Below are 19,824 nucleotides of genomic sequence, written 5' to 3' on the forward strand. Positions count from 1 at the left end.
TATCTCATTGAAACAAAAAGCCTCTCTAGATTGGTCTTGACCCCGTCAAGTAGACAGTGAAGAAAAGAACGGCTATACAGCGGCCTTTTCCCGATGCTCTATCGGGGAGAGGCCGCCAACGCTGATAAAAGGGTATGAAGACGAAAAATTTCCCGTGAATAAAAACCGCCGTAGTAGGAGGTTTTCTAATATGTAGGCTCACTTCCTGTCCAAACTCGAATTTCTGAGGCTCATGTAATTGGCCCTTTCGTTGTAAATTCCAAGGAATAAAATGAACTACTTAAATTCCCAAGGTCGATTCCTTGTTGCTAAGGAGAAATGAGTTTATGAAACATATGATAATTCGTAGCAAAATGAAAAAGGGAAAACCCCTTATGAAAGATCCAATGGTATCATGTTATGTGCCAGAAATGAACTGGCTTGATTTCTCAAGACTTCGAAGGATGCTCCGAACCTATTCCACTGTATATATCAAGCCTGATAAAGGTAGACAGGGGAAGGGAGTCATTCAGGTCAAAAAATTGAATAGTTCAAAGAGTGAAATTTCCTATAAACAAAAAACAAAAAGGGTCTCCTCAAAAAAAGTGATGAAGGAAATAAAAAAGCATATACATCTCCGGAAAAAATACCTGATTCAGCAGGGGATTGAGTTGGCAACCTATCACGGTCGTCCATTCGATGTACGTCTTGTTCTACAAAAACCATTGAACCGGTGGCGGCTTACTTTGATGTCTGCAAAAGTCGCGTCCCGGAGAAATTCCATTGTTACCAATGTGGCAAGAGGAGCAAAGGAAGTGAATGTAGTCAAGGTTTTACATGGAGTCGATCAACCTATAAACGTGTTGAAGGTTTTAAGGGAATTAGTCGATGTCTCCCACCAGATTGTTCAGGTATTAGATTCCCATTTTCCCCTTCAAATCGTCGGTTTAGACATGGGCATCGACAGAAAAGGGAAAGTTTGGTTTATTGAGGCGAATACCAAACCGGATTGTACAGGTATGAGGAAGCTGGATCGAAAGCTGTATCGAAAATACCTCGAAGCAAAAAAATTAATAGGTAAAAGGTAATCGTATGTCCTAAATTCACCTCTTTTCACTGTTCATCCTTTTCCAAGAAGCTATACTCCCTTTGGGCTAACATGGCTTTCAATTAGAACGCCCTGGCGGGCTGACTTCGGGAGTCTACCTGGGTGATCTTCTCATAGGCAAGACGCTTTCGCAGCATAAAATCGGCTGTTCGAGCGTCATAGGACAATAAAAACACCGGAAGGGGATAAGTGCTTGCAGGGGCACAGCCAACCCTTCCGGTGTTTTGTTGGGGCCTCACCATGCCCAATAACATTGTATGGATGAGCACCTCGTGACGTGAACATTAAAAAGCTATTTGGGCAGGTGCAAGGGTGGCAACAGCCGGCGAAGATTTACCCTTGCATCGAGCTGCCATACAAAGATGCTGTTGCCCCTGCCCGCCCTTCCATTAGAAAAAAAACCTGCTTTGGAGTCTTTTCTTAGCCGTGTCCATCATGATTATTACTGGAGCTTGTTGCATAAATCAAAATAAGAAAAGACTATGAGAAGACTTAACGATTCCAAGGGGCTTGAACCGTTTGGATTCCCGCTTGCTTCTCGGCTAAACGGTCGCATAGATAGGTAAACAATACCCAACGAACATGACGAGTGTAGCGACGTTGTCCATATATTTGCGGATTCTCCAGATGGTATCGCATCTTCAACACTGCAAATAGCCGTTCAATTGCAGCCCGTTTCTTCAACAACTTTTTACCCGGTCCGAACTTTATGTAGCGGATATTTTGTTGTCGGAGAGGGTCACGAACAGATGTCAAGCTTTGAGCGTTTCGTACATTCACTGCTGTTACCAAGTGTATCTTGTATTCTGCTGCACGTTCAAATAAACGCTGACGTCGTAGGCGCCATCTCCCAGCAGTCGAAAAACGGAAAACAATGTGAGCTCTCCCAGCATGGAACCGGTTTGGCTATCGTGGATATTAGCGGGTGTGACTCGCCAAACCAAGGGAAGAAGGTCCTCGGATACGATGGCATGCAGTTTGTACCCCACATACCATCCCAACCGGGTCCCTTTGCCCTTTCGAGCCTCTTGATCAAAGCGGGAAGCCCGCAGAGGCGTACTATCCCAATAGGTAATGCAAGTCTGAGGATTCAACCGGTACAATACCTCATGAAACAGCAATTCGTATGAAGATTTTTCGATGGTAGCTACTCGACGAGACAGTGTGCTATGATCCGGCACCTCAGAGAGCCCGATCCAAGTCCGGGCATGGGAATCGTAACGCAGACGCCATTCTAACTCACGTAAACTCTTGATTCGGTAAAATACTTGGTAGATCATGGACAATTTGAGCATCGGAAAATTTGGGCGGACGACCACGTCTGGGCTGGTTAACATGTTGAAACAGTTGCAGCAGTGGATGTTGGTGTTTATGTAAGTTCTGTGCTAAACTCAAGTCAATCCGCCTCGTGGTTTGATGTTTGGGTGAGAGCTTACATCGTACCACGGAATGGCGGATTTTTCTTATTGATTTTAGAAATTATTAATGCAACAGGCTCCTCTATACTAATTTTACCGGTTATGTTCACAACGGGTAAGGATGATCCGTAACGAACCGCCACTTTCTTCCTCTCTATATTTCTTCGTGAATAGTTTATTTCTTGATTGACCCAAGAGTATTCAATTCAAGGGTATGAACCTTGAACACCTTTCGCTAATCCCGAAGGGGGAACTTTTTGGTTATAAAAATTAGTTTAAGTTTATGTGAACTTTTTGTAAATCGCCTAGCAAAAACCCCCGGTTCACAAAAGGTTTAATTATTATGTCGTATAAGTATTTTATGTTTACTAAAAAAAATGCCTTATTGAATGATTTTTTCCCCCATTGATATACTAGAAACATCCAAAATCCCACTTTATTTATTGTATTCTCCCCTTTCCTCCCTAGGGGGAATTTTCTTTTTCATCTTCCTTTTCTGATTGTTATCCCAAATGAAAAGGAGGAAATCTCAGTGGAAGAGTTTACCGTTTGGTATTGGACTTCCGTTTTGTTTACCTCTATCTCAGGCTTAGTTACTCCTATATGCTTCAAGATAATTTTCGAATGGAATTTTATCGCTGTCGTTATCGGTTTTTATCTATTGGGTTTATTAATTCTCTAATAAGAGACATAAATCGAAGCAATTCCCCATCTATGAAAATCTGATCTAGAAATCTGACTATTAATTATTTGGAGAAAGAAGGATCGTTGTGGAAGAATCCTTGTTATATCAAACCTTGGTGAAGATGAAGCCATATCAATCGATTACTTTTCCTTCAAACAGCTCTTATCCCTCTATACGTATTCAACGCATTCCCATTTTTGAGGAAATGTATTGGTTGGCAGAAATTAATGATGATACTAATCATAGTAAACAGGTTTATTTATCACCAGATGTAAATTGTACGCTTCAGTTCCTTTCTCCTATTCGTTCATTAAAAGAGTTCTTTCTCTAATGAGAAAAAGGGAAGTAGCTTACTAATCTACTAAAAGGGGGAAGACAATTGAAACACTACTGGGTTCGGTTCATGATGGGTGGTAGTGAAACTCCCAGAAGAAAACTTAAACCAGGTGATCGGATTTCCTTTGACTTTCTTGGAAAGAAAAAAACAACAACCATTACAAAAGCGTTTACTTATCAGAATCAGGTGGTTTATTATACCGATAATTTTGGTGTGGTATATGAGAACGAATTACAATTCTTGACGTACACAACTAAACGATCGATGCTCCCCATTCAAAAAGCTAAGAGCCTTTTGTGTAGGAAAATAAATCCATTTTAGGCTGCTTTGTTAATTTACCATAAAATAGTTTAAATACACTTCTATCGTTTTGAGAACTTTTCTTTGTTTGTTGTCTTTTTATCACTGCTTGTCTTTTTTGATCAGAGGGAGGTTTGATTAGGAGTATCAGAAGCAGTTTGTACTATTTCTTCTGTTACGCTCCTAGAAAATGCTGCCTTTTTGAATCCATAGATGTTTGTCTTCATTATTTCCTTCTGAGCTATATTTTCTTTAGGTGTTGTATTCCCAGGGTGACTCCAGAACTTGAAACGGGTGTTTCTTTAAGTGTTTCATCGATTGTTTTTCCCTGTTGTTGATCAATCGTATAGTGATTTCCGTAGGAGACAGTTAAAGGGAGTACTGCTGACCAACCGTTACTAACAGTCATATTGCTTGCTTCTTTATTGCATTGCTACACTAAAATCAGGCCAATCCATATAGACTATATACATCCCCTGTAGACCATGTTGCTTCTTATCCAAAAACTCTTATTACTGTCTTCCCCATTGTAGGAAGGCGGTTTGTCATATCCATCTGCAGGATAGGAGGAAATCCGCTTGCGAAACCGAGCAGAGTTGGTTGAAAAGTTGGAGCATATGCACTATAACCAAACAATCACTTTTCCGGCCGCTCGATCCAACTTCCAGGTCCATATTCATCGAAGAATCCGAAATGGGGAATTAATGTGGCTGGTAGAAGTCAAAGACAAAGAGATATATCGATCCACTCGCGTGCAACAAACCGTCGATTACCTTTTGCAACTTCGTCCCATAACAGACTATGTCAACCCAATGAACCGATTTGTTGAAGAAGTACAATTTGACGGGATTTATAACTGTTAGGGTTGATGGACTGTATATGGACTCTAGTAATCTAGCTTAGTGAAAAGGAGTTTAAGTATGGATTTTAACATAAAGGAGTACGAAAGCCTGATGGCTGGATTGGAAGCGCGCGAAGAAAAGATCATCCGTCTCATCGAGCAAACATTAAGATCCATTTCTCAAGAGACCAAGGCCTCTCGAGTCGAAAAATCGTTAAAGGAAATCTTTCAGGGATGGCATACTTTACAGGAAACCCGTCAACTTCAAAATCGGATCGAACGGATGATGGACTCACAGGCTAAAAATGAGACCAAATCTAAAGTAAAAGTGTTGGAAAAATATTAGAGAGGTAAACAAAGCTTCAAGACGACAGTTGCGCTGTGCAGTACGTTTGAACTGAGTATCCACCCCAAAGCAGAGTACGGCAGATGGTCGATAATACTTCTTTAATTCACGTTCTGCACCAAAGACAGCAAAGGGAGGATATATGGTGAGCACGAACTTTGATGCCAACAGGGCGTGGTTGAGCGATGAAGATTTATTCCAGCGCCTGAACGTGAAGGATTCTCAATCATTGAAGGATGCTATGGAGGAAGGGAGATTGCAGAAGAAAGATGAACTCCTGGTGATTAAGCGGGGAGCCGAAGTACATGCTTTCTCCACCTTCCAGATGGCCTACCATCACACCGCCCAAGGGAAATTGGCAGGGGAGCCGTATCTAGTGGCCTTCTGAGTGGTTTGTCACAGCGGGACCAGTCTGGTTCCTATCATTGACGGTAAAGTTTATCACTTCGGTCCCCGAGGGCTTTACAACGGCCTAGTTCTGTTGGGGGATGATGAAACAGGATCCTGGTGGGACCATATTACCGGAGAATGTGTCTACGGTCCCTCCATAGGGAAAAGGATGGAAGTACTTCCCGTCCGTCACCTTACGGTTAGAGAGGCATTAGCTCGTTGGGAAGAAGTCTCCGTAACATTGTCCATCTTTTCTCCGGAAATCCAGCAAAAAACGGAAGCAATGAACAAACAACGTGACAACGCACAACTTCCCCCCGGATTTACGGACACAATGGGGGAAGCGGACCCTCGGTTACCTTTCATGACTAGCGGGGTAGGGCTGGTAGGGGAAGCCACACGGCGATTTTATCCCGTGAAAGAGATCCGCCTGCAGGGCGGCGAGGTCTGTGACGAGTTTGAAGGCAAGAGAGTCCGTATTTCACTTGGTTCCAGAGAGCTTCCTGTTGTCGAGTTTCCAGGCAGTAACCGACCGTCATTCTATTTATTCAGCCGATGGTACGGGTTTTCGTACACCTATCCAGGATGTGAGATTTACAAGGGATAAAAAGTTGTGAAGTCCCCTAAAAACCACACTTGTGAAGAAAAAGAAAAACCGCCTAAACCCTTAATATAGCAGGGGAGAGGGCGGTTTTTGCATAAGGTTTTATAACGTAACAAGATCTAAATTATGTTGTGTTATATCCTTTTCACAAGCGAAATAGACTGTATATTTGTATTCACTCCGAAAAAGGGTATGAAGACGCAAAATTCCCCGTGTAAGCCACAGGGAATTTTACGTATAGAGAAATGCGAAAGGGATATGAATTTCGCGGCATACACCCACAATATGCACCTGCATGGTTTAGGTTCCTTGTTTCAAGGTTTTTTTGTTGATGAAACGGAGGAAGTTGCGTCTAAGTGGATTTTAAACACTTAAAAAACAGCCCGTGTTATTTACACGGGCTGGGAAACGAGGTAAGCATACAAGGAGGTAAGTAAGGATACAGAACATCATGGCCTTGATCTGTTGTTATCGTACAAAACACTAGCCATTCAAACAATCCACCATTGGATCCAATACTTTTTCCTACTTTCGTATTTCAGGCTATCGAAAAAGAGCGGCTTTTTTTTCCTCTCGAAAATAATTGATATAGTGACACCACTTCTCTAACAACTTCCAAGCAGCCAAAGGCTTTTATTTCTGCGCAAAAAAAGGCCCTCTTAATGAGGGCGATAGTCAAGTAAGAGGTAATGATATGGACTCTCCTCTAATTTAAAAGGGTAAGCTCGCTTGTGCAATCCAACAAAAGTGGCGATTTTCATCCATTCCCATGGACTATTTACAGTGAGCGAATGGTAAGAAGTATTGATAAAACGGATTATTGTCCTATTGTTTATCCTAGTGACAGCTTTGCTGACTGCTCTCGTCTAGCGATACAGACGGTTTTTTAGCGACATAAAATCTAATAAAGCAAAAACCCCCCTCAAAGGGTCATTGGAGCTGTCGGCTGGGAATGGGGTAAGCATACGAGGAGGTGATTAATGAAAATGTAAGGTCTTATGGCCTTGGTGATTTTCATATGTCTGGTTGTCGGAAGGAGGATCGGTAAGATGGAGATCCCTAGTTGGTTCCTATGACATATCCGCAGGAACGAATGTGAATAAATAACGAACACGGAATAACCCTGATGCCGATTTTGGCTCCAGGGGAATCGCCTATCATTCGCAGCGCCGTTTGAGGTGCCGCCGTCCTTGTCTGCGCCGCTGTTTTCGCCGATGTCTACGAAGGTGTTGTAATCGCCGTCGCCGTTGAAGGGACGGTACACCTGTAATGTTTGTATTGCCTCTATAGCCACTGTTCCTTTCATAATCTTTCCAGTATGCATGCTCACTCATGAAAAAACCTGCCAGGTAGGCAGGTTTTTTCGAACATCCTAAATGTACAAAGTCTTGAGGGGTGGACGTTTAAATGATATGCCCAGCTCACCAAATCATGTCTTGTATGTTGTATTCACTCCGGAAAAGGGGTGAAGCGTACAAAAATCCCCTTGTAAACCACAGGGGATTTTTGTACATTCCTCGGGAAGTGAAGTAGGTTTAATAACCGCCAAAACTGACCAGAGCGAAAATCGTCGCGATCACCAACAACGGCGAGATCCCCCATACCAATTCCTATACGGGAGAAGCAAGATAACCTCTGATATAACGGTTCTGTCAAACCTACCCAAATCGTTGGATTCCGAGACTCTCAGCGCTTGAAATCCCCCTGGTGATAGCTTCGCTACTGCTCCCGTCTGGTGATCCAGACGGTTTATCTTTGCCCTTTAAGGGCTTTCACAGCATTAAATCGGCAAAGCAAAAAACCCCCTCAAGAGAGGAGGAGAAGTAGGTAAGTAGGATCTTCACGGCGAAGACAACCACGGCGACACGGCAAATAGCATCCCTTAAACGGAGCTACGGTTATTCTATTCTTAGATAAATTAAAGGTGCAATGTTTTTCAATCCTAAAACAAGCCATGAATAGGACGGTTTTATTCATCGGGAATGTAAGGTAACAAGATTGTTATGTAACGTTATATGCGCTTCACAAGCGAAACAGACTGTATACGCTATACAGACCAAAATTAGACTTCAGTGATATAATGGAACTGGTTTGAGAAGGGGGGGAGCCGGATTGGCAGAAGAGAAGATATTGGTCGCATTGGAGCAGATTGAACACAGAATAGATGAAGGGTTCCAGTCAGTAAACCGGCAATTTGAGAAGATCAATCAGAGGATTGACCGGTTAGATGAAGCCTTGAAGGAAGTAAGACAGCGGTTGGGATGGTTGGAGAAAGGTCAGGCTGATGATGTCGTGGCTCTCTTAAAAGAGATCCGCCAGGCCATAGAGGAGCAGCAGGATTTTGGATCGGCGATGAACCGACGATTGTTGGATGTGGAAGCACGGATTGAGCGGTTGCAAAGAAAGGTGGCAAATGCCGGGAGTTAAATTTTAACGCATGTTCAACAAGTGCCATAAACGCTTAGAACCACAAGGAGCTAGCCTATGAAGTAGTACTTCGTACATGCGCTAACAGTACCTGTTAACTGACCTTCTACGGGGCTAAGTAGGTAAATACAAAAAGGGGTACCGCCAGCAATTAAGCAACCGGCATAGTTCCTTAAACGGGATATATTCGGATAGGGGTACCAGCAATCGCGACGAAACGCAATTTGCCCAAATAATAAAAAAAGGACCGGTTCATTCTTAGAATCGGTCCTTTTCAGCTTCTAGGTAACAACATTACTACCACTCCAACTAGACAAATACTTACTCCTAACCAATCATATACATCTGGAGTTTTTTTATCGATCCCCCATCCCCAGAGAACCGAGAGTACAATAAATACCCCTCCATATGCCGCATACACACGACCGAAGGAAGGAAACGATTGAAAGGTAGCGATGATTCCATAAAGAAAGAGCGATAACCCTCCTACAGCTCCCAAATACCAAGGCTTTCCTTCTCGTAACCAAAGCCAGACAAGATATCCTCCACCAATTTCAGCGATTCCAGCGAGTAAAAACCAAATGAGTACCATGATGAAAACTCCTTCGAGTCTGGGGATGAACTGCTGTATCTATATCCAATTGAAGGTTTCCTTTAAGAATTCCTTTACTCCTTCCGGACCTGTCAAGTGTAACCAAACTGGACCATTGGATTCTACATGTAATTCAAAATTCAAAAATGGACAACAAAAGCGTTCTAGCGAGATAAATTCAGCGAGCTTAATGATCATAGAAGATTCTGCTGGATAACAAACCGCGTATCCATCCGGAAGTTCAGATATCTCCAGCCGACATTTTGACATCTCTTCTAAAAGTTGCTCATATTTTTTTCTTTGTTCCACACTCATTGCTGAAGGTACACAAGCAATAGGAATATGACGGCTCATATGATTCCCATCCTTTTATGATTGGTCAACTTCTTACTGTGATCAAACGCCAATCGAACCAGTTGCTTTACATAGTCATCATCTAAAGAATAAAAAACGAGCTTCCCTTCTTTACGATATTTTGCCAAGCCCATATTACGGAGCAAACGCAAGTGATGAGAAGCAGTTGCCAATGAGGAATTAATGATGTTGGCTACATCACAAACACAAAGCTCATCTTCTTGGACCAGTGCATAAGCAATTTTTAAGCGAGTAGGATCAGCTAATGCTTTAAAGAGTTGTGATGTATCCATAGGATCCACAGTTTCTAATGAGGATTGAACACGTTTTACCTTCTCTTCGTCATAACAGTAAATTTCACAACGATCTTTACTCATCAAAGTACACCACGCTTTAACAATCAAACAATTATTTGATTATATCGTAACGAATAACACTCATATAGTCAAATCACTATTTGATTATTTCCTATAGGTCTTTAATCTACCTTAAACGGCCAATATTCAAGAAGTGAATGCCATCTTCAAGCTGGTCCCCGCAGACACAAAAAAGCCAATGAGATCTACGAAGGAGTACTTCATAGACTCAATGGCTTTTTGCTTGACCTTACTGCAGTTTACGGTAAAGGTCGGTTACAGGTATCCCGGCATTTTTACCGGACATGATACAGTCAGATCAGTGGGATGGATAACCGCTAATCTTTGTTATCGGACATCCGAAAAGCCTTGATACAAAAGTATTTTACTTTTTATCCCATCTGAAACCGTAGATTTTACATGTATCTCGGACTTGTGCGCCTTGCACCTGCCCGAATAGCTTTTTAATGCTCACGTCACGAGGTACGCATCCATACAATGTTATTAGCCGTGGGTTCGCCAACACTGGATAAGGGTTGGATGCAGCACCCCCATTTGCTGCACCTACACCTTCCGGTGTTTTTGCTTTTCTAAAAAGCCGATTTTATGCCGCGAAAGCGTCTTGGAATGAGAAAGCCTTCAGGTAGACTTCCCGGAGTCGACCCGCCAGGGTGTTCAGATCTCTCTAAAAATCAAAACAGCCCGTGCTTTTACACGGGCTGGGACATAGGGAGTTTTAAATAAGAACATAAAAGGTCTTGTTGGCCTTGGTCGTTGTTATCGTACAAAACACGAGCCATTTTAACAATTGACCGTTTGACCCAATTTATTATACCCATTAGGGTAAATCATTCAGGTTTTTGTAGATGGGAAGGGATCGCTGACGAACCGCCAAAAGGCTTCTTCACACATGGCACGGTAGTGAACCTGTCCCGTTGCATCCTTCTTACATGTTTGTAATTATTGTTGGGTTAATCCTAGGAATTAGTCTTCAAATGCCCCTGTGACTTGCTCCACACGCGGATTCTCTTGGAATCGGTCCCGGTAATCATTCATTTCCCAGGTGCCCAGGGCACTACAAATTAAGATTAATAATCACGTCATCCATATCATCCAAAGGGGTATGGCATTTTTGACTTGAGTAAATTTAGGCAGAACATTTCGTATATTGCATCGCTATCAGTCCAATAAGACCATCGGCAGGCATCAGGATTGCATTGAAATAAAGGAAGAAGAACTAGCCGCCAGTGGGAGTATGTATGAAACTAAGCTGCTTTTTATTATCTCTTTTACCATCCCCGTTTTCTCTACAGGTTCCCGTATTCCTTTGGCCCTCTGTGGCAGGATGAAGAGCCTTGAGGTTTTCTCGAAATTCCGAAATTAAATACTTCCTAAAATTCCATGCCACTGCAAGAGGGTAACCAAGGGGAGTAACCAGCACCAATGTTATAAAAGCTAATTTTAGCATCTCTTTCACTCCGTTTTCTGTGAGCTGATTGAAAATTACGGAGAAAAATATTTTTCGCGTTATGCGCAAGACCTCACGGAAACTACATCAAAACGCAGTACTTACGATAAGAGATCACGAGATGCTTCAGAGAATGGCTAACATATATGTATGGTTAGTATTAATGGCGGATGGTGGGATTTAAACACATTTAAAACCGACAAATATCCAGTTAAAATATGCATTTACAGAAATAAAGCTCGCAGGATATAGACGAGACCCAGCCAACAAGGAACACTAATCAGCGTTGCATTAAAAATTCCAATAGCAGTTTGGTTCATAGAAAAGCCTCCTGTGTTTATGGTGTTTTTATTATAAAACACCATAGAAGCAAATAGAGGCTAAGCAATAACTTGTAAACGACATTTAATCTGATTGCAAAGTTAATCATAAGGAATTAACATAACTATGCCTTATAGGCTATTGTCGGACGTTGAGAGCCACTCTGGAATGTCCACTAGCTTTGCCGAATATGCATTCTGTAAAGTCAACAGCCGAAAAAGGCTGTTTTTTCTTGACCGAATACGTTCGAAGTTTGTCTTCGACGTTCGATTCATTGGGGCTGGTAACTCCAAACTCTTTCGATTTCGAATTAACGCTTGGACTCCATAGGTTTCAGCAGTTCAATGGGAATACCCACGAAGCAATAAACACAGGCTGATGTGTTCTTCACATGCCTTTATGAACTGATGCGTATACAGCCAGAGCTTTCCCGTTTTCCGGCAGGTGCCGGGGGGAAAAGCATCCGTAAGAGGAGGGATCTCCATGCCGTTGATGGAAATCAGCGTCGTTCCCGTGGGAAGGGAGAGCGGTAGCTTTTCTGACGTGATCCGGGAAATCTGCATGACTGTGGAGGAACACGGGATGAAGTACCAGCTTACGCCCACCGCCACCGTGATCGAGGGAGATGTGGAACCCCTATTGCGGCTGGCGGGTGACATCCACCGCCGTTCCTTCCGGAAAGGGGTGGACCGGGTCGTCACTGCGTTGACGATCGACGACCGAAACGATGAACCGATGGAAATGGATACCCAGGTGTCCAAGGTGAGGGGCGACGCAGGGCGGTAAACGGTTGGACGTTCAAGAAGGCGTTTAAAACAAAAGGAACCGTGATAACACAATAATAGAAACCAAAAGAGGGGAGAGATTAAGGATGGCTAAAAACAATGATAAAAAAAGAATGAGTGTGGAAGAAGCCGGACGTAAGGGCGGAGAGAAAACTGCCGAAACCCACGATAAAGAATTTTATCAGGAAATCGGACAAAAAGGCGGAGAAGCCACCTCCGAAGAGCATGGTAAGGAGTTTTATCAGGACATTGGGGAAAAAGGCGGCGAAATAGTTTCCCAAGAACGAGGCAAGGAGTTCTATGAGGAGATCGGACAAAAAGGTGGAGAAAGAAGAGCATCCCAACGAAGTAGGAGTACAACACAGAGTGGGAATTCCACAAGGAGATCGGGATCGGAGCGATTTAAAACCGGAGAAAAAGCCCCTGAAACGGCTGAATATGAGTTTGATGGATTTGTCCATGATCCCTCGGCTTCAGTGCGACAACGTGAACAGACGATTAAGTTAGAGGAAAATGACCAGTTCCCGCCAGATCCCTCCAGAAATGTAGCAGCTTATTGGGTGAAAGCTTCTTAAATGGCCCATCCATTCGGGGTTAAACCCCTAATCCTCCCGAACTCCCTGAATAGCCTGAAGTCGCAGGCTATTCAGGAGTGAGGGAAAGAGCATGGACTAGATACTCCTTTACAGGAGGGAATTACATGCTTTGGACAATCGCAATAGTATTTCTTGTTCTTTGGTTGTTAGGATTGTTTTCTAGACGCACTTTTGGTGGACTTTTTCATCTGGCATTGGTAGTTGCCATTGTGGTTGGAATTGTCCAACTTATTCAGCAATAGCCCTTAGGAATCTCGGAGGAGGCTATTTAGCAATCGGGGGAAAAAGTACCACAAACCGAGACGTATTCATCAGACGATTGAACAACCCCCAGTCAGGAGACAATCCGTCAGAGAGCGAGCGATATATCAGTTGACAGCAGTATAAACCTTTCCTGTCTTGCCCTCCTGTAAGGAACGGCTTATTGGACTCTATCTTACAGGAATAGGAGTGAATCAACGATGAACCGAGACACCTTAAAAGGGAATTGGAAGCAAGTCAAAGGTGAAGTGAAGAAGCAGTGGGGACGCTTAACCGAAAATGATCTGATGGAAATTGAAGGGGACGAAGAAAAACTAATTGGCAAGCTGCAAGAACGTTACGGTAAAACGAGGGAGGAGGCAAAGCGAGAAGTGGGTCAACATGTAACACAGCGATCATACCCAAACAGGAGGGTTACCATGGCTGCTGAAAAGGACTCCCTTCCACCTCCACAGGAACAAAGCCGGCAACCCGGCATTGAATCAAAAATGACTCCCCGGCCCCAAGTGGAGCTTCCAGAATACAAGGGGAGCGGGAAATTGAAAGACAAGGTTGCTCTGATTACAGGGGGAGATAGTGGTATTGGCCGGGCGGTGGCTGTTGCTTTTGCTAAGGAAGGTGCGGATATCGCCATCGTTTACCTGGATGAACATGGTGATGCGGAAGAAACACAATTCCTTGTGCAGGAAGAAGGACGCCGGTGTCTCTTGTTGGCCGGAGATGTAGGCGAAGAGGCGTTTTGCCAACATGCAGTCAAGCAGACTGTGCAGGAATTAAGCGGACTCGATATCCTGGTCAACAATGCAGCGGAACAACATCCGGATGAAGAAGGGCTGAAGAACATCGATGCAAAGCAGCTCCAGCGTACCTTTCAAACCAATATCTACTCCATGTTTTATCTAACCCGGGCGGCTTTGCCCCATCTTCAGGAGGGAGACAGTATCATTAACACCACTTCAGTGGTGGCCTACCAGGGAAGTCCGTTGCTGATTGACTATTCCGCCACTAAGGGAGCGATCGTTTCCTTTACGCGTTCCCTATCCCAAGCTCTGGTTTCCCAAGGGATTCGGGTGAACGGGGTAGCACCTGGGCCAACATGGACTCCACTTATTCCCGCGACCTTTCCCAAGGATCATGTGAAACAATTCGGAACGGAAACTCCGATGGGGCGTTCAGGTGAACCGGCCGAAGTGGCCCCTAGTTACGTTTTTCTGGCTTCCACTGACTCCAGTTACATTACAGGGCAATTCATTCACGCCAATGGTGGAGATGTGATTAACGGATAAGTTATTGTGGAAGCGGATAACGGATCCAACCTTCCTCTCGTATACCTCTGCAAATTCCAATGGAAGGGAGATAGTCTCCCTTCCTCCCCTTTCTTACTGTAGCAGCTAATTGGGTGAAAGCCTAACACGGCAGGACGTTGACCTTATAAGGAGAGGTAAAATATGGATTCAAGAGATAAAGAATCCATTGATGGATTGGTGAAGAACTTAGTGGATGCTTGGAACCAGCGAGATGTCCAAGCTATTTCCAAATGTTTTACGAAGGAAGCTAAGTTTACCAGCGCATTGGGACAAGTGGCCCAAGGTCCTAAAGAAATTGGAGAGATGCTCGTTACCTTTATCACTCCCACCTTCGAAGAAGTTTTTCTACCCGCTACCAAAACAAAAATTCAGCATAAGGAATTCCATAAGGTAGCTGTCGAATTCACATGGGAAACAATTAAGCAAACCTCTTGGGATCATAATAAAAAGTTCCTATTAAAAAAGGGCTTGATTAACCTGGCGATCGAAAAAGAGCATGATGATTGGCGAATTGCTTTTGGAAAGAACGTGGATTACGCGGCAAAGCAAGCTCAAACTTATTAATTTACTCGCAGTTCGCCTGATGCAAATGAACAGTAGAGATCGAAGGCGACAAGTGTTGCGGATGATTGGAAACCGATGGCGAGGGCTTTGAAAATGGCCGATGTCATACCAGTGATTTAGAGCTCGCTTCTGGCGGGCTGTCTTTTTTTAGGGGGGATGTAGGAAAAGTGAGCCACTCTGGAAGAGAGTTTTTTTTTCTTGCGTCGTATAACTTTACCGAATATGCATTCTGTAAAGTAAACAGTCCAAAAAGGCTGTTTTTTCTTTACAGAATACGTAGTTTTCGTGGGTTTGTTTACTTTACAGAATTCGCATCACTTATCCGAAAACCAGTCAAAAAAATCCCCCTCGATTGAGGGGAGTAGAGATAGGTAAGTAAAGATCCTTACGGCAGAGGCAACCACGGCGACACGGGGGAACCATTGGATTTTACTCGTTCATCATTGGTGCATGCTTTGACTTCCTTTCCCCAGCCTAATCAGAGCCATGAATTTCCGTTCGCTAATACCAAGCCCAGGTCCATCGTTTTAAAGAGAGCAATTTTGTTTATCATTTTCGTTAGGATCGTCCGTTTGTGTTGCCATCTCTTTCATACGGCGTTGGGATGTATTGTACACTAGGACGCCGCTGCCGAAGTTGTGGATACAATTCCATTAATGCATATACCTCTCGAGGAAGCCCAACCTGAACCGGGAGGTCAAGCCCTTTGAGTTTCTCAATCGTGATTGGATAATCGTGCGTCCAGAATCCAGAGGATAAAACATGGGCTAATTCCTGTGCTTTGGCCAAATCCATCTTGTCCTTAAGTAGCTCCGTCAAAAAGGTTTCTACTTGTTTAAGCGCTTTTCGCGCCATATCAACCAAAATGAGTGTTTCATCCTTTACTTGTTTAATGGGTTTCTGTGCCACCGCTTCAAGAAGGGACGCAGCCGGGTACTGTCCGAGCTGTGGATCGACAGGCCCCAATACTGCATTTTCATCGATGACGATTTCATCGGCCGCTAGTGCAATCATGGTTCCACCAGACATCGCATAGTGTGGAACGAATACCGTGACTTTGGCTGGGTGATGGTTTAGTGCGTGTGCGATTTGTTCCGATGCCAAAACGAGTCCGCCCGGGGTATGTAAGATGAGATCAATTGGCATTGAGTCGGGGGTTAAACGAATGGCACGAAGAAGTTGTTCCGAGTCTTCCACCGAGATGTAATTCCTTAGTGGAATCCCGAAAAAGCGAATGGTCTCTTGACGATGAATCAACGTGATTACTCGTGTTCCCCGTTGACGTTCCATTTGTCGGATTGCCCGTATGCGTTGAGAATTGATCCAATATTGTTGCCATACAGGTAAAAGTGTCCATATAAAGAAGATAATCCAGAACCACATAAATGACACCTCAAATGAATTAGAATGAAACAGGTCTGTCATAGACCAGTTTCTGTTTGTTTTTGAACTTTCATCCTGGACTTGACCTAAAAGCTCTTTTATTTTCCCAAAATAAAGTACTCTCAATTCAAGTATTTTAAGATCTCAACTTTCGCAGGAACAAAATGGGCTATAAGGGATCCCGACGTCAACCGGATGAGCAATAAGCATAATGATTTTTAATCCATCCTGAGGATTTACTAAAATCCGAATCCTCTCCCTTTCATACGGATGTAATGAACTATGAAACGATCCAGTAAAGTAACCAAGCAATGCAAGTCCCCACTGTCACACCCCCCACCATTCCTAAAAGAGTATGAACCCGACGTTGTACAGGGTATGTGGGTGTCTCCATTTCAGGATGAAAGCCGGATTCCTTTACCGCATGAACAAGTGTGTACAAAATGGAACCTTGTTCCCCGATTTGCCTCCGTATACCGATTGAATCATATAGGACGATGACTGTGATCACCATAGAGATCGTAAAGAAAGGCGAGTGCAAACCATAGGATAAGTACATGGACACGGATAAGGTGCTGACTAATGAGGAATGAGAACTCGGTATTCCACCACTACGAAAGAGTAAACCCCAGTTCCATGATTGAGCATGTTGTCGATGCCAAAAAACCTTGAAAATCTGTGCCGAAACCATTGCTAACAAAGCAGAGAATAATGGAAGATTCATTCTCTGTTTACTCCTTCCACTACAGCGAAAATAACGTCCCTGCAAGCTTATCGTGTTATTTTTTCATTATACGGGATCATTTTATCCGCTCCCGCCTGGCTCTGCGTTTTGATATTCCACATTCTGCAAACTAGATGATTCAATTGATAAGCTGGATAACCCCTTCGTAATTCGAATCCATCGAATCAGGCGATTGAACCCAGTGTAGGTAGAGTGGCTATTTTGAAAAAAAAAGAAGCTCCCCCAGCTAAGTTTCGTGGTCATTAAAGCTGGAGAATATGAAAAAACCTGCCTATCTGGGCAGGTTTTTTCGAACATCCTGTATGTGCGAAGTCTTGAGGGGTGGTACGTTGAATGTATATGCCCAGCTCACAAAATCATGTTATCGGGAATTTTATTGACAGTAGGCTTTCAACTTCTCTTTTGTCTTGAATCGCTTGTTCCTGTCGGTTTAGCCAATCTATTAAAGCATTCGTTGCTGAAGCTGATCGGTCGGAGTGAAGTAAACGGTGTCCGTAGCCGGAAAGTAGAATCCATTCTTTGTCTTGAGTCGAAAGCGAGTCAAAAAACGAACGAACGGTATCCGTGGGAATCAACGGATCATCTTTGCCACAGATACAAAGAGTGGGAACCGTTACGTTTTCTACATATCGTATGACTTCTTCTATTTGAATTAACCATTTTTGAACCCATCGAAACGAGTACGTAAGGGAAGTTAAAGGGTCACTTAATTTCTGTTGAAAATCATAACTAACCATTGATTGCAGTCCAGGGATTCGTTGAGCTTTTTCCATCAACCTTTGCATCTTCAGAAACTAAATGCGAAATATGGAGCCACTCTTTTGTATATTTCTTGCGATTCCTGATTACCTGGATATATGGATAGGGTTTGGTCTTTAGTGTTTTGTTGCTTTTCCTGTTGGTGATCGTCACCACCTTCGCCTTGGTTGGATCTGGAAAAAGGAAGATTGTTCACCATTGGGTTCGACCGTGAAACCGGTTGGGGTTTCAATTCAAAGGAAATATAGGTCTACCACCTAATTTTCATGCTGGGGTGGTTCTAACCAAGAGCCCTCCGGGGTGGAAGGGGATGGGCGGAGAAAGAGGCGAACGTTGGCTGATTTCATTTTCTCCTGTACGAATTTAAAGATCTCATCATAATCTACCGCTTGTTCTAATGCTTTAATTAGTGCTTTCTCTAGATTAGGGTCTTGAATGTTATTCATTTCAAAAGCGTTACTGACGATAGCTTGGAAATTAGGTTTCGATTCGTTTTTATTGTTGGATATAGAGGCAGTACCTAGGTGTGAGTTCCTAGAAGAGCTGTCCCACGGAGGACGATATCTTGTTTTGTAGGTTTCCGACCATAATAGTACATTATCTGCGAATTCACTATGAAACTTTCACACCTTATCTCCACTCCCCTTGAAAACTTGAAGGGGACTTTTTTTGCTTTAGCCGATTTTGAGGTACGGCAACGATTAAAATAAATGACCACTCATTTTAGCCCCCTACCCTAACCGAATGTAACACAATTCACTTGTGTTACCATTTATTCGACTGGGCGATAACGCCAAAAGACAGGGAACGCAAGGACAACGGCAAACATCACGACCCGCTTCGGCGGGTTTTTTTGGCTATTCTTTCGGGCGGGGGATCTACACCTTTGTACTGGTATCTTACTTTCTCTTCTGCCGTTTTTTCTTTCATCATGATTGGGCATACGGGACAATGCGACTTACCTGACCCTCGTAAATCAGGCTTTGCGCCGTATATCGAACTGTTCCGCGACAAACACTACGCAAAGGTATGTGAACTGACCGTTAATTTCCGGGGCGAGTTGGCTACGGACGCTGATTCCATTAACGAATAGGAGGAGTGGCGCTAGTGACCCTTGAACTAAAGCCCGCGGACATTATCCTAGTCCGTGGCAATACGTTTATAGGCGACGTAATTGAAGACGTAACCGGCAGCGCGTATTCTCACGTTGCCGGTTTTTATGATGGGTGGCAAATCATCGAGGCGGAACTGTTTTCGCGTGTCCGTGCCGCTGATATTCAACCATATAAAGAACGCTGTGACATTATGCGCTGTGAGTCTCTCGAATATGACCAACGATGGAAGATCGTTGCTTTTGCCTTCTCGAAGCTCGGTGCACGTTACTCGTACTCCCTTGTCGTCTGGGAGGCCGTGAAACACCTACTCAATATCGCGCTACCGATTAATGTCAAGAATACGTATATCTGCTCGACATTATGGCGCGACGCGTATAAGTCAGTTGGAATCGACCTCACGCCTGGGATTAAATACCCCACGCCGGGAGACATCGCGCGGTCGAAGCTATTACGTAAGGTAGGAACGTATTAAAAACGAGGAGGGATGAAGCGTGTATAAACACCGAGAAAGAGTGTTTAGGTTGATCGTGGGGAAACTCAAAGCCTATTTTACACGCTATACTGGAATCTACTTTGCCCCTGGTGACAGCTTCGGTGCGCCCATGAGGTCTGGATGTCTCTACTGGAGTAACGTGAGTAAAGCAGCGTCTTACCTCCACCCGAAAGGGTTGGGGGGACAGCAGCATGACGCGAAAAGGCTTGTGACTCTGAGTACCACGGAGAAGATGCAAGTCAGCTAGGCTGCATACGGTGAAAGCTAAAATGCCTGAATCCCAGTCGCGG

At 43.7% G+C, this 19,824-nt stretch carries 21 protein-coding genes and 1 pseudogene; 15 read left to right on the forward strand and 7 right to left on the reverse strand.

The genetic code is table 11. The features are described from left to right. Window positions 1-326: 326 nt before the first annotated feature. A complete protein-coding gene (locus IEW70_RS17050; RefSeq protein WP_188649110.1) occupies window positions 327-1,067 on the forward strand; it encodes a YheC/YheD family protein in 741 nt (246 codons plus the stop codon). An 805-nt stretch (window positions 1,068-1,872) separates the two neighbouring features. Here the strand turns inward: IEW70_RS17050 and IEW70_RS17055 are convergent. Then, window positions 1,873-2,367 (reverse strand): transposase, encoded by a 495-nt coding sequence (locus IEW70_RS17055; RefSeq protein ID WP_229752068.1) that lies wholly within the window; start codon window positions 2,365-2,367, stop codon window positions 1,873-1,875. Window positions 2,368-3,275: 908 nt separating this feature from the next. Here IEW70_RS17055 and IEW70_RS17060 point away from each other — a divergent pair. From IEW70_RS17060 to IEW70_RS17090, 7 genes are all read left to right on the forward strand, one after another. Then, window positions 3,276-3,521, forward strand: coding sequence for a hypothetical protein (locus IEW70_RS17060; RefSeq protein ID WP_188649112.1), 246 nt, complete (start codon window positions 3,276-3,278; stop codon window positions 3,519-3,521). Window positions 3,522-3,569: 48 nt separating this feature from the next. Then, on the forward strand, window positions 3,570-3,848 hold the full coding sequence (locus IEW70_RS17065; RefSeq protein WP_188649113.1) for a hypothetical protein: 279 nt from the start codon (window positions 3,570-3,572) through the stop codon (window positions 3,846-3,848). A gap of 557 nt (window positions 3,849-4,405) precedes the next feature. Further along, complete coding sequence (locus IEW70_RS17070) at window positions 4,406-4,690, forward strand: hypothetical protein (protein WP_188649114.1); 285 nt, start codon at window positions 4,406-4,408, stop codon at window positions 4,688-4,690. Window positions 4,691-4,780: 90 nt separating this feature from the next. After that, the gene (locus IEW70_RS17075; RefSeq protein WP_188649115.1) at window positions 4,781-5,014 is read left to right on the forward strand and encodes a hypothetical protein; all 234 of its coding nucleotides are present in this window, start codon (window positions 4,781-4,783) and stop codon (window positions 5,012-5,014) included. A gap of 145 nt (window positions 5,015-5,159) precedes the next feature. Beyond that, window positions 5,160-5,402 carry a hypothetical protein gene (locus IEW70_RS17080; protein WP_188649116.1) on the forward strand — a complete coding sequence of 81 codons (243 nt, stop codon included), beginning with the start codon at window positions 5,160-5,162 and terminating at the stop codon, window positions 5,400-5,402. After that, window positions 5,403-6,011: a DUF3179 domain-containing (seleno)protein gene (locus IEW70_RS18620; protein ID WP_188649117.1), complete on the forward strand. Its 609-nt coding sequence runs from the start codon at window positions 5,403-5,405 to the stop codon at window positions 6,009-6,011. Window positions 6,012-8,120: 2,109 nt separating this feature from the next. After that, complete coding sequence (locus IEW70_RS17090) at window positions 8,121-8,435, forward strand: hypothetical protein (protein ID WP_188649118.1); 315 nt, start codon at window positions 8,121-8,123, stop codon at window positions 8,433-8,435. Window positions 8,436-8,709: 274 nt separating this feature from the next. On the opposite strand, the gene IEW70_RS17095 is transcribed toward IEW70_RS17090, so the two are convergent. From IEW70_RS17095 to IEW70_RS17105, 3 genes are read right to left on the reverse strand one after another with little or no spacing between them, the layout of a single operon-like run. Beyond that, window positions 8,710-9,027: a YnfA family protein gene (locus IEW70_RS17095; protein ID WP_188649119.1), complete on the reverse strand. Its 318-nt coding sequence runs from the start codon at window positions 9,025-9,027 to the stop codon at window positions 8,710-8,712. Between the two features lie 39 nt (window positions 9,028-9,066). After that, a complete protein-coding gene (locus IEW70_RS17100) occupies window positions 9,067-9,381 on the reverse strand; it encodes a hypothetical protein (RefSeq protein WP_188649120.1) in 315 nt (104 codons plus the stop codon). Then, window positions 9,378-9,758, reverse strand: a complete 381-nt coding sequence (locus IEW70_RS17105) for an ArsR/SmtB family transcription factor (protein WP_188649121.1) — start codon at window positions 9,756-9,758, stop codon at window positions 9,378-9,380. The genes IEW70_RS17100 and IEW70_RS17105 overlap by 4 nt, the downstream gene beginning before the upstream one ends. A 2,251-nt stretch (window positions 9,759-12,009) precedes the next feature. Between IEW70_RS17105 and IEW70_RS17110 the strand changes: the two genes are divergently transcribed. The 6 genes and pseudogenes from IEW70_RS17110 (at window position 12,010) to IEW70_RS17130 (ending at window position 15,039) form a co-directional block, all read left to right on the forward strand. Continuing rightward, on the forward strand, window positions 12,010-12,312 hold the full coding sequence (locus IEW70_RS17110; RefSeq protein ID WP_188649122.1) for an MTH1187 family thiamine-binding protein: 303 nt from the start codon (window positions 12,010-12,012) through the stop codon (window positions 12,310-12,312). Between the two features lie 85 nt (window positions 12,313-12,397). Further along, on the forward strand, window positions 12,398-12,886 hold the full coding sequence (locus IEW70_RS18320) for a YjzC family protein (protein WP_188649123.1): 489 nt from the start codon (window positions 12,398-12,400) through the stop codon (window positions 12,884-12,886). Window positions 12,887-13,011: 125 nt separating this feature from the next. Next, window positions 13,012-13,149 (forward strand): lmo0937 family membrane protein, encoded by a 138-nt coding sequence (locus IEW70_RS17120; RefSeq protein WP_188649124.1) that lies wholly within the window; start codon window positions 13,012-13,014, stop codon window positions 13,147-13,149. A 219-nt stretch (window positions 13,150-13,368) separates the two neighbouring features. Continuing rightward, window positions 13,369-13,524 (forward strand): annotated as a pseudogene (locus IEW70_RS18020) (CsbD family protein); the annotation flags it as partial. A gap of 63 nt (window positions 13,525-13,587) precedes the next feature. Further along, window positions 13,588-14,454: an SDR family oxidoreductase gene (locus IEW70_RS17125; protein ID WP_229752070.1), complete on the forward strand. Its 867-nt coding sequence runs from the start codon at window positions 13,588-13,590 to the stop codon at window positions 14,452-14,454. A 162-nt stretch (window positions 14,455-14,616) separates the two neighbouring features. Continuing rightward, window positions 14,617-15,039, forward strand: a complete 423-nt coding sequence (locus IEW70_RS17130) for an SgcJ/EcaC family oxidoreductase (protein WP_188649126.1) — start codon at window positions 14,617-14,619, stop codon at window positions 15,037-15,039. 558 nt (window positions 15,040-15,597) lie between these two features. Here the strand turns inward: IEW70_RS17130 and IEW70_RS17135 are convergent. The 3 genes from IEW70_RS17135 to IEW70_RS17145 form a co-directional block, all read right to left on the reverse strand. Beyond that, window positions 15,598-16,422 (reverse strand): SDH family Clp fold serine proteinase, encoded by an 825-nt coding sequence (locus IEW70_RS17135; RefSeq protein ID WP_229752067.1) that lies wholly within the window; start codon window positions 16,420-16,422, stop codon window positions 15,598-15,600. Window positions 16,423-16,702: 280 nt separating this feature from the next. Next, a complete protein-coding gene (locus IEW70_RS18625; protein WP_188649127.1) occupies window positions 16,703-17,146 on the reverse strand; it encodes a divergent PAP2 family protein in 444 nt (147 codons plus the stop codon). A gap of 377 nt (window positions 17,147-17,523) precedes the next feature. Continuing rightward, on the reverse strand, window positions 17,524-17,940 hold the full coding sequence (locus IEW70_RS17145; protein WP_188649128.1) for an alpha/beta hydrolase: 417 nt from the start codon (window positions 17,938-17,940) through the stop codon (window positions 17,524-17,526). 1,093 nt (window positions 17,941-19,033) lie between these two features. Here IEW70_RS17145 and IEW70_RS17150 point away from each other — a divergent pair. Then, window positions 19,034-19,513 (forward strand): hypothetical protein, encoded by a 480-nt coding sequence (locus IEW70_RS17150; RefSeq protein ID WP_188649129.1) that lies wholly within the window; start codon window positions 19,034-19,036, stop codon window positions 19,511-19,513. Window positions 19,514-19,824: the final 311 nt, after the last annotated feature.

It is taken from the genome of Marinithermofilum abyssi (genome assembly GCF_014641195.1).
In the GTDB taxonomy this organism is placed as follows: domain Bacteria; phylum Bacillota; class Bacilli; order Thermoactinomycetales; family DSM-45169; genus Marinithermofilum; species Marinithermofilum abyssi.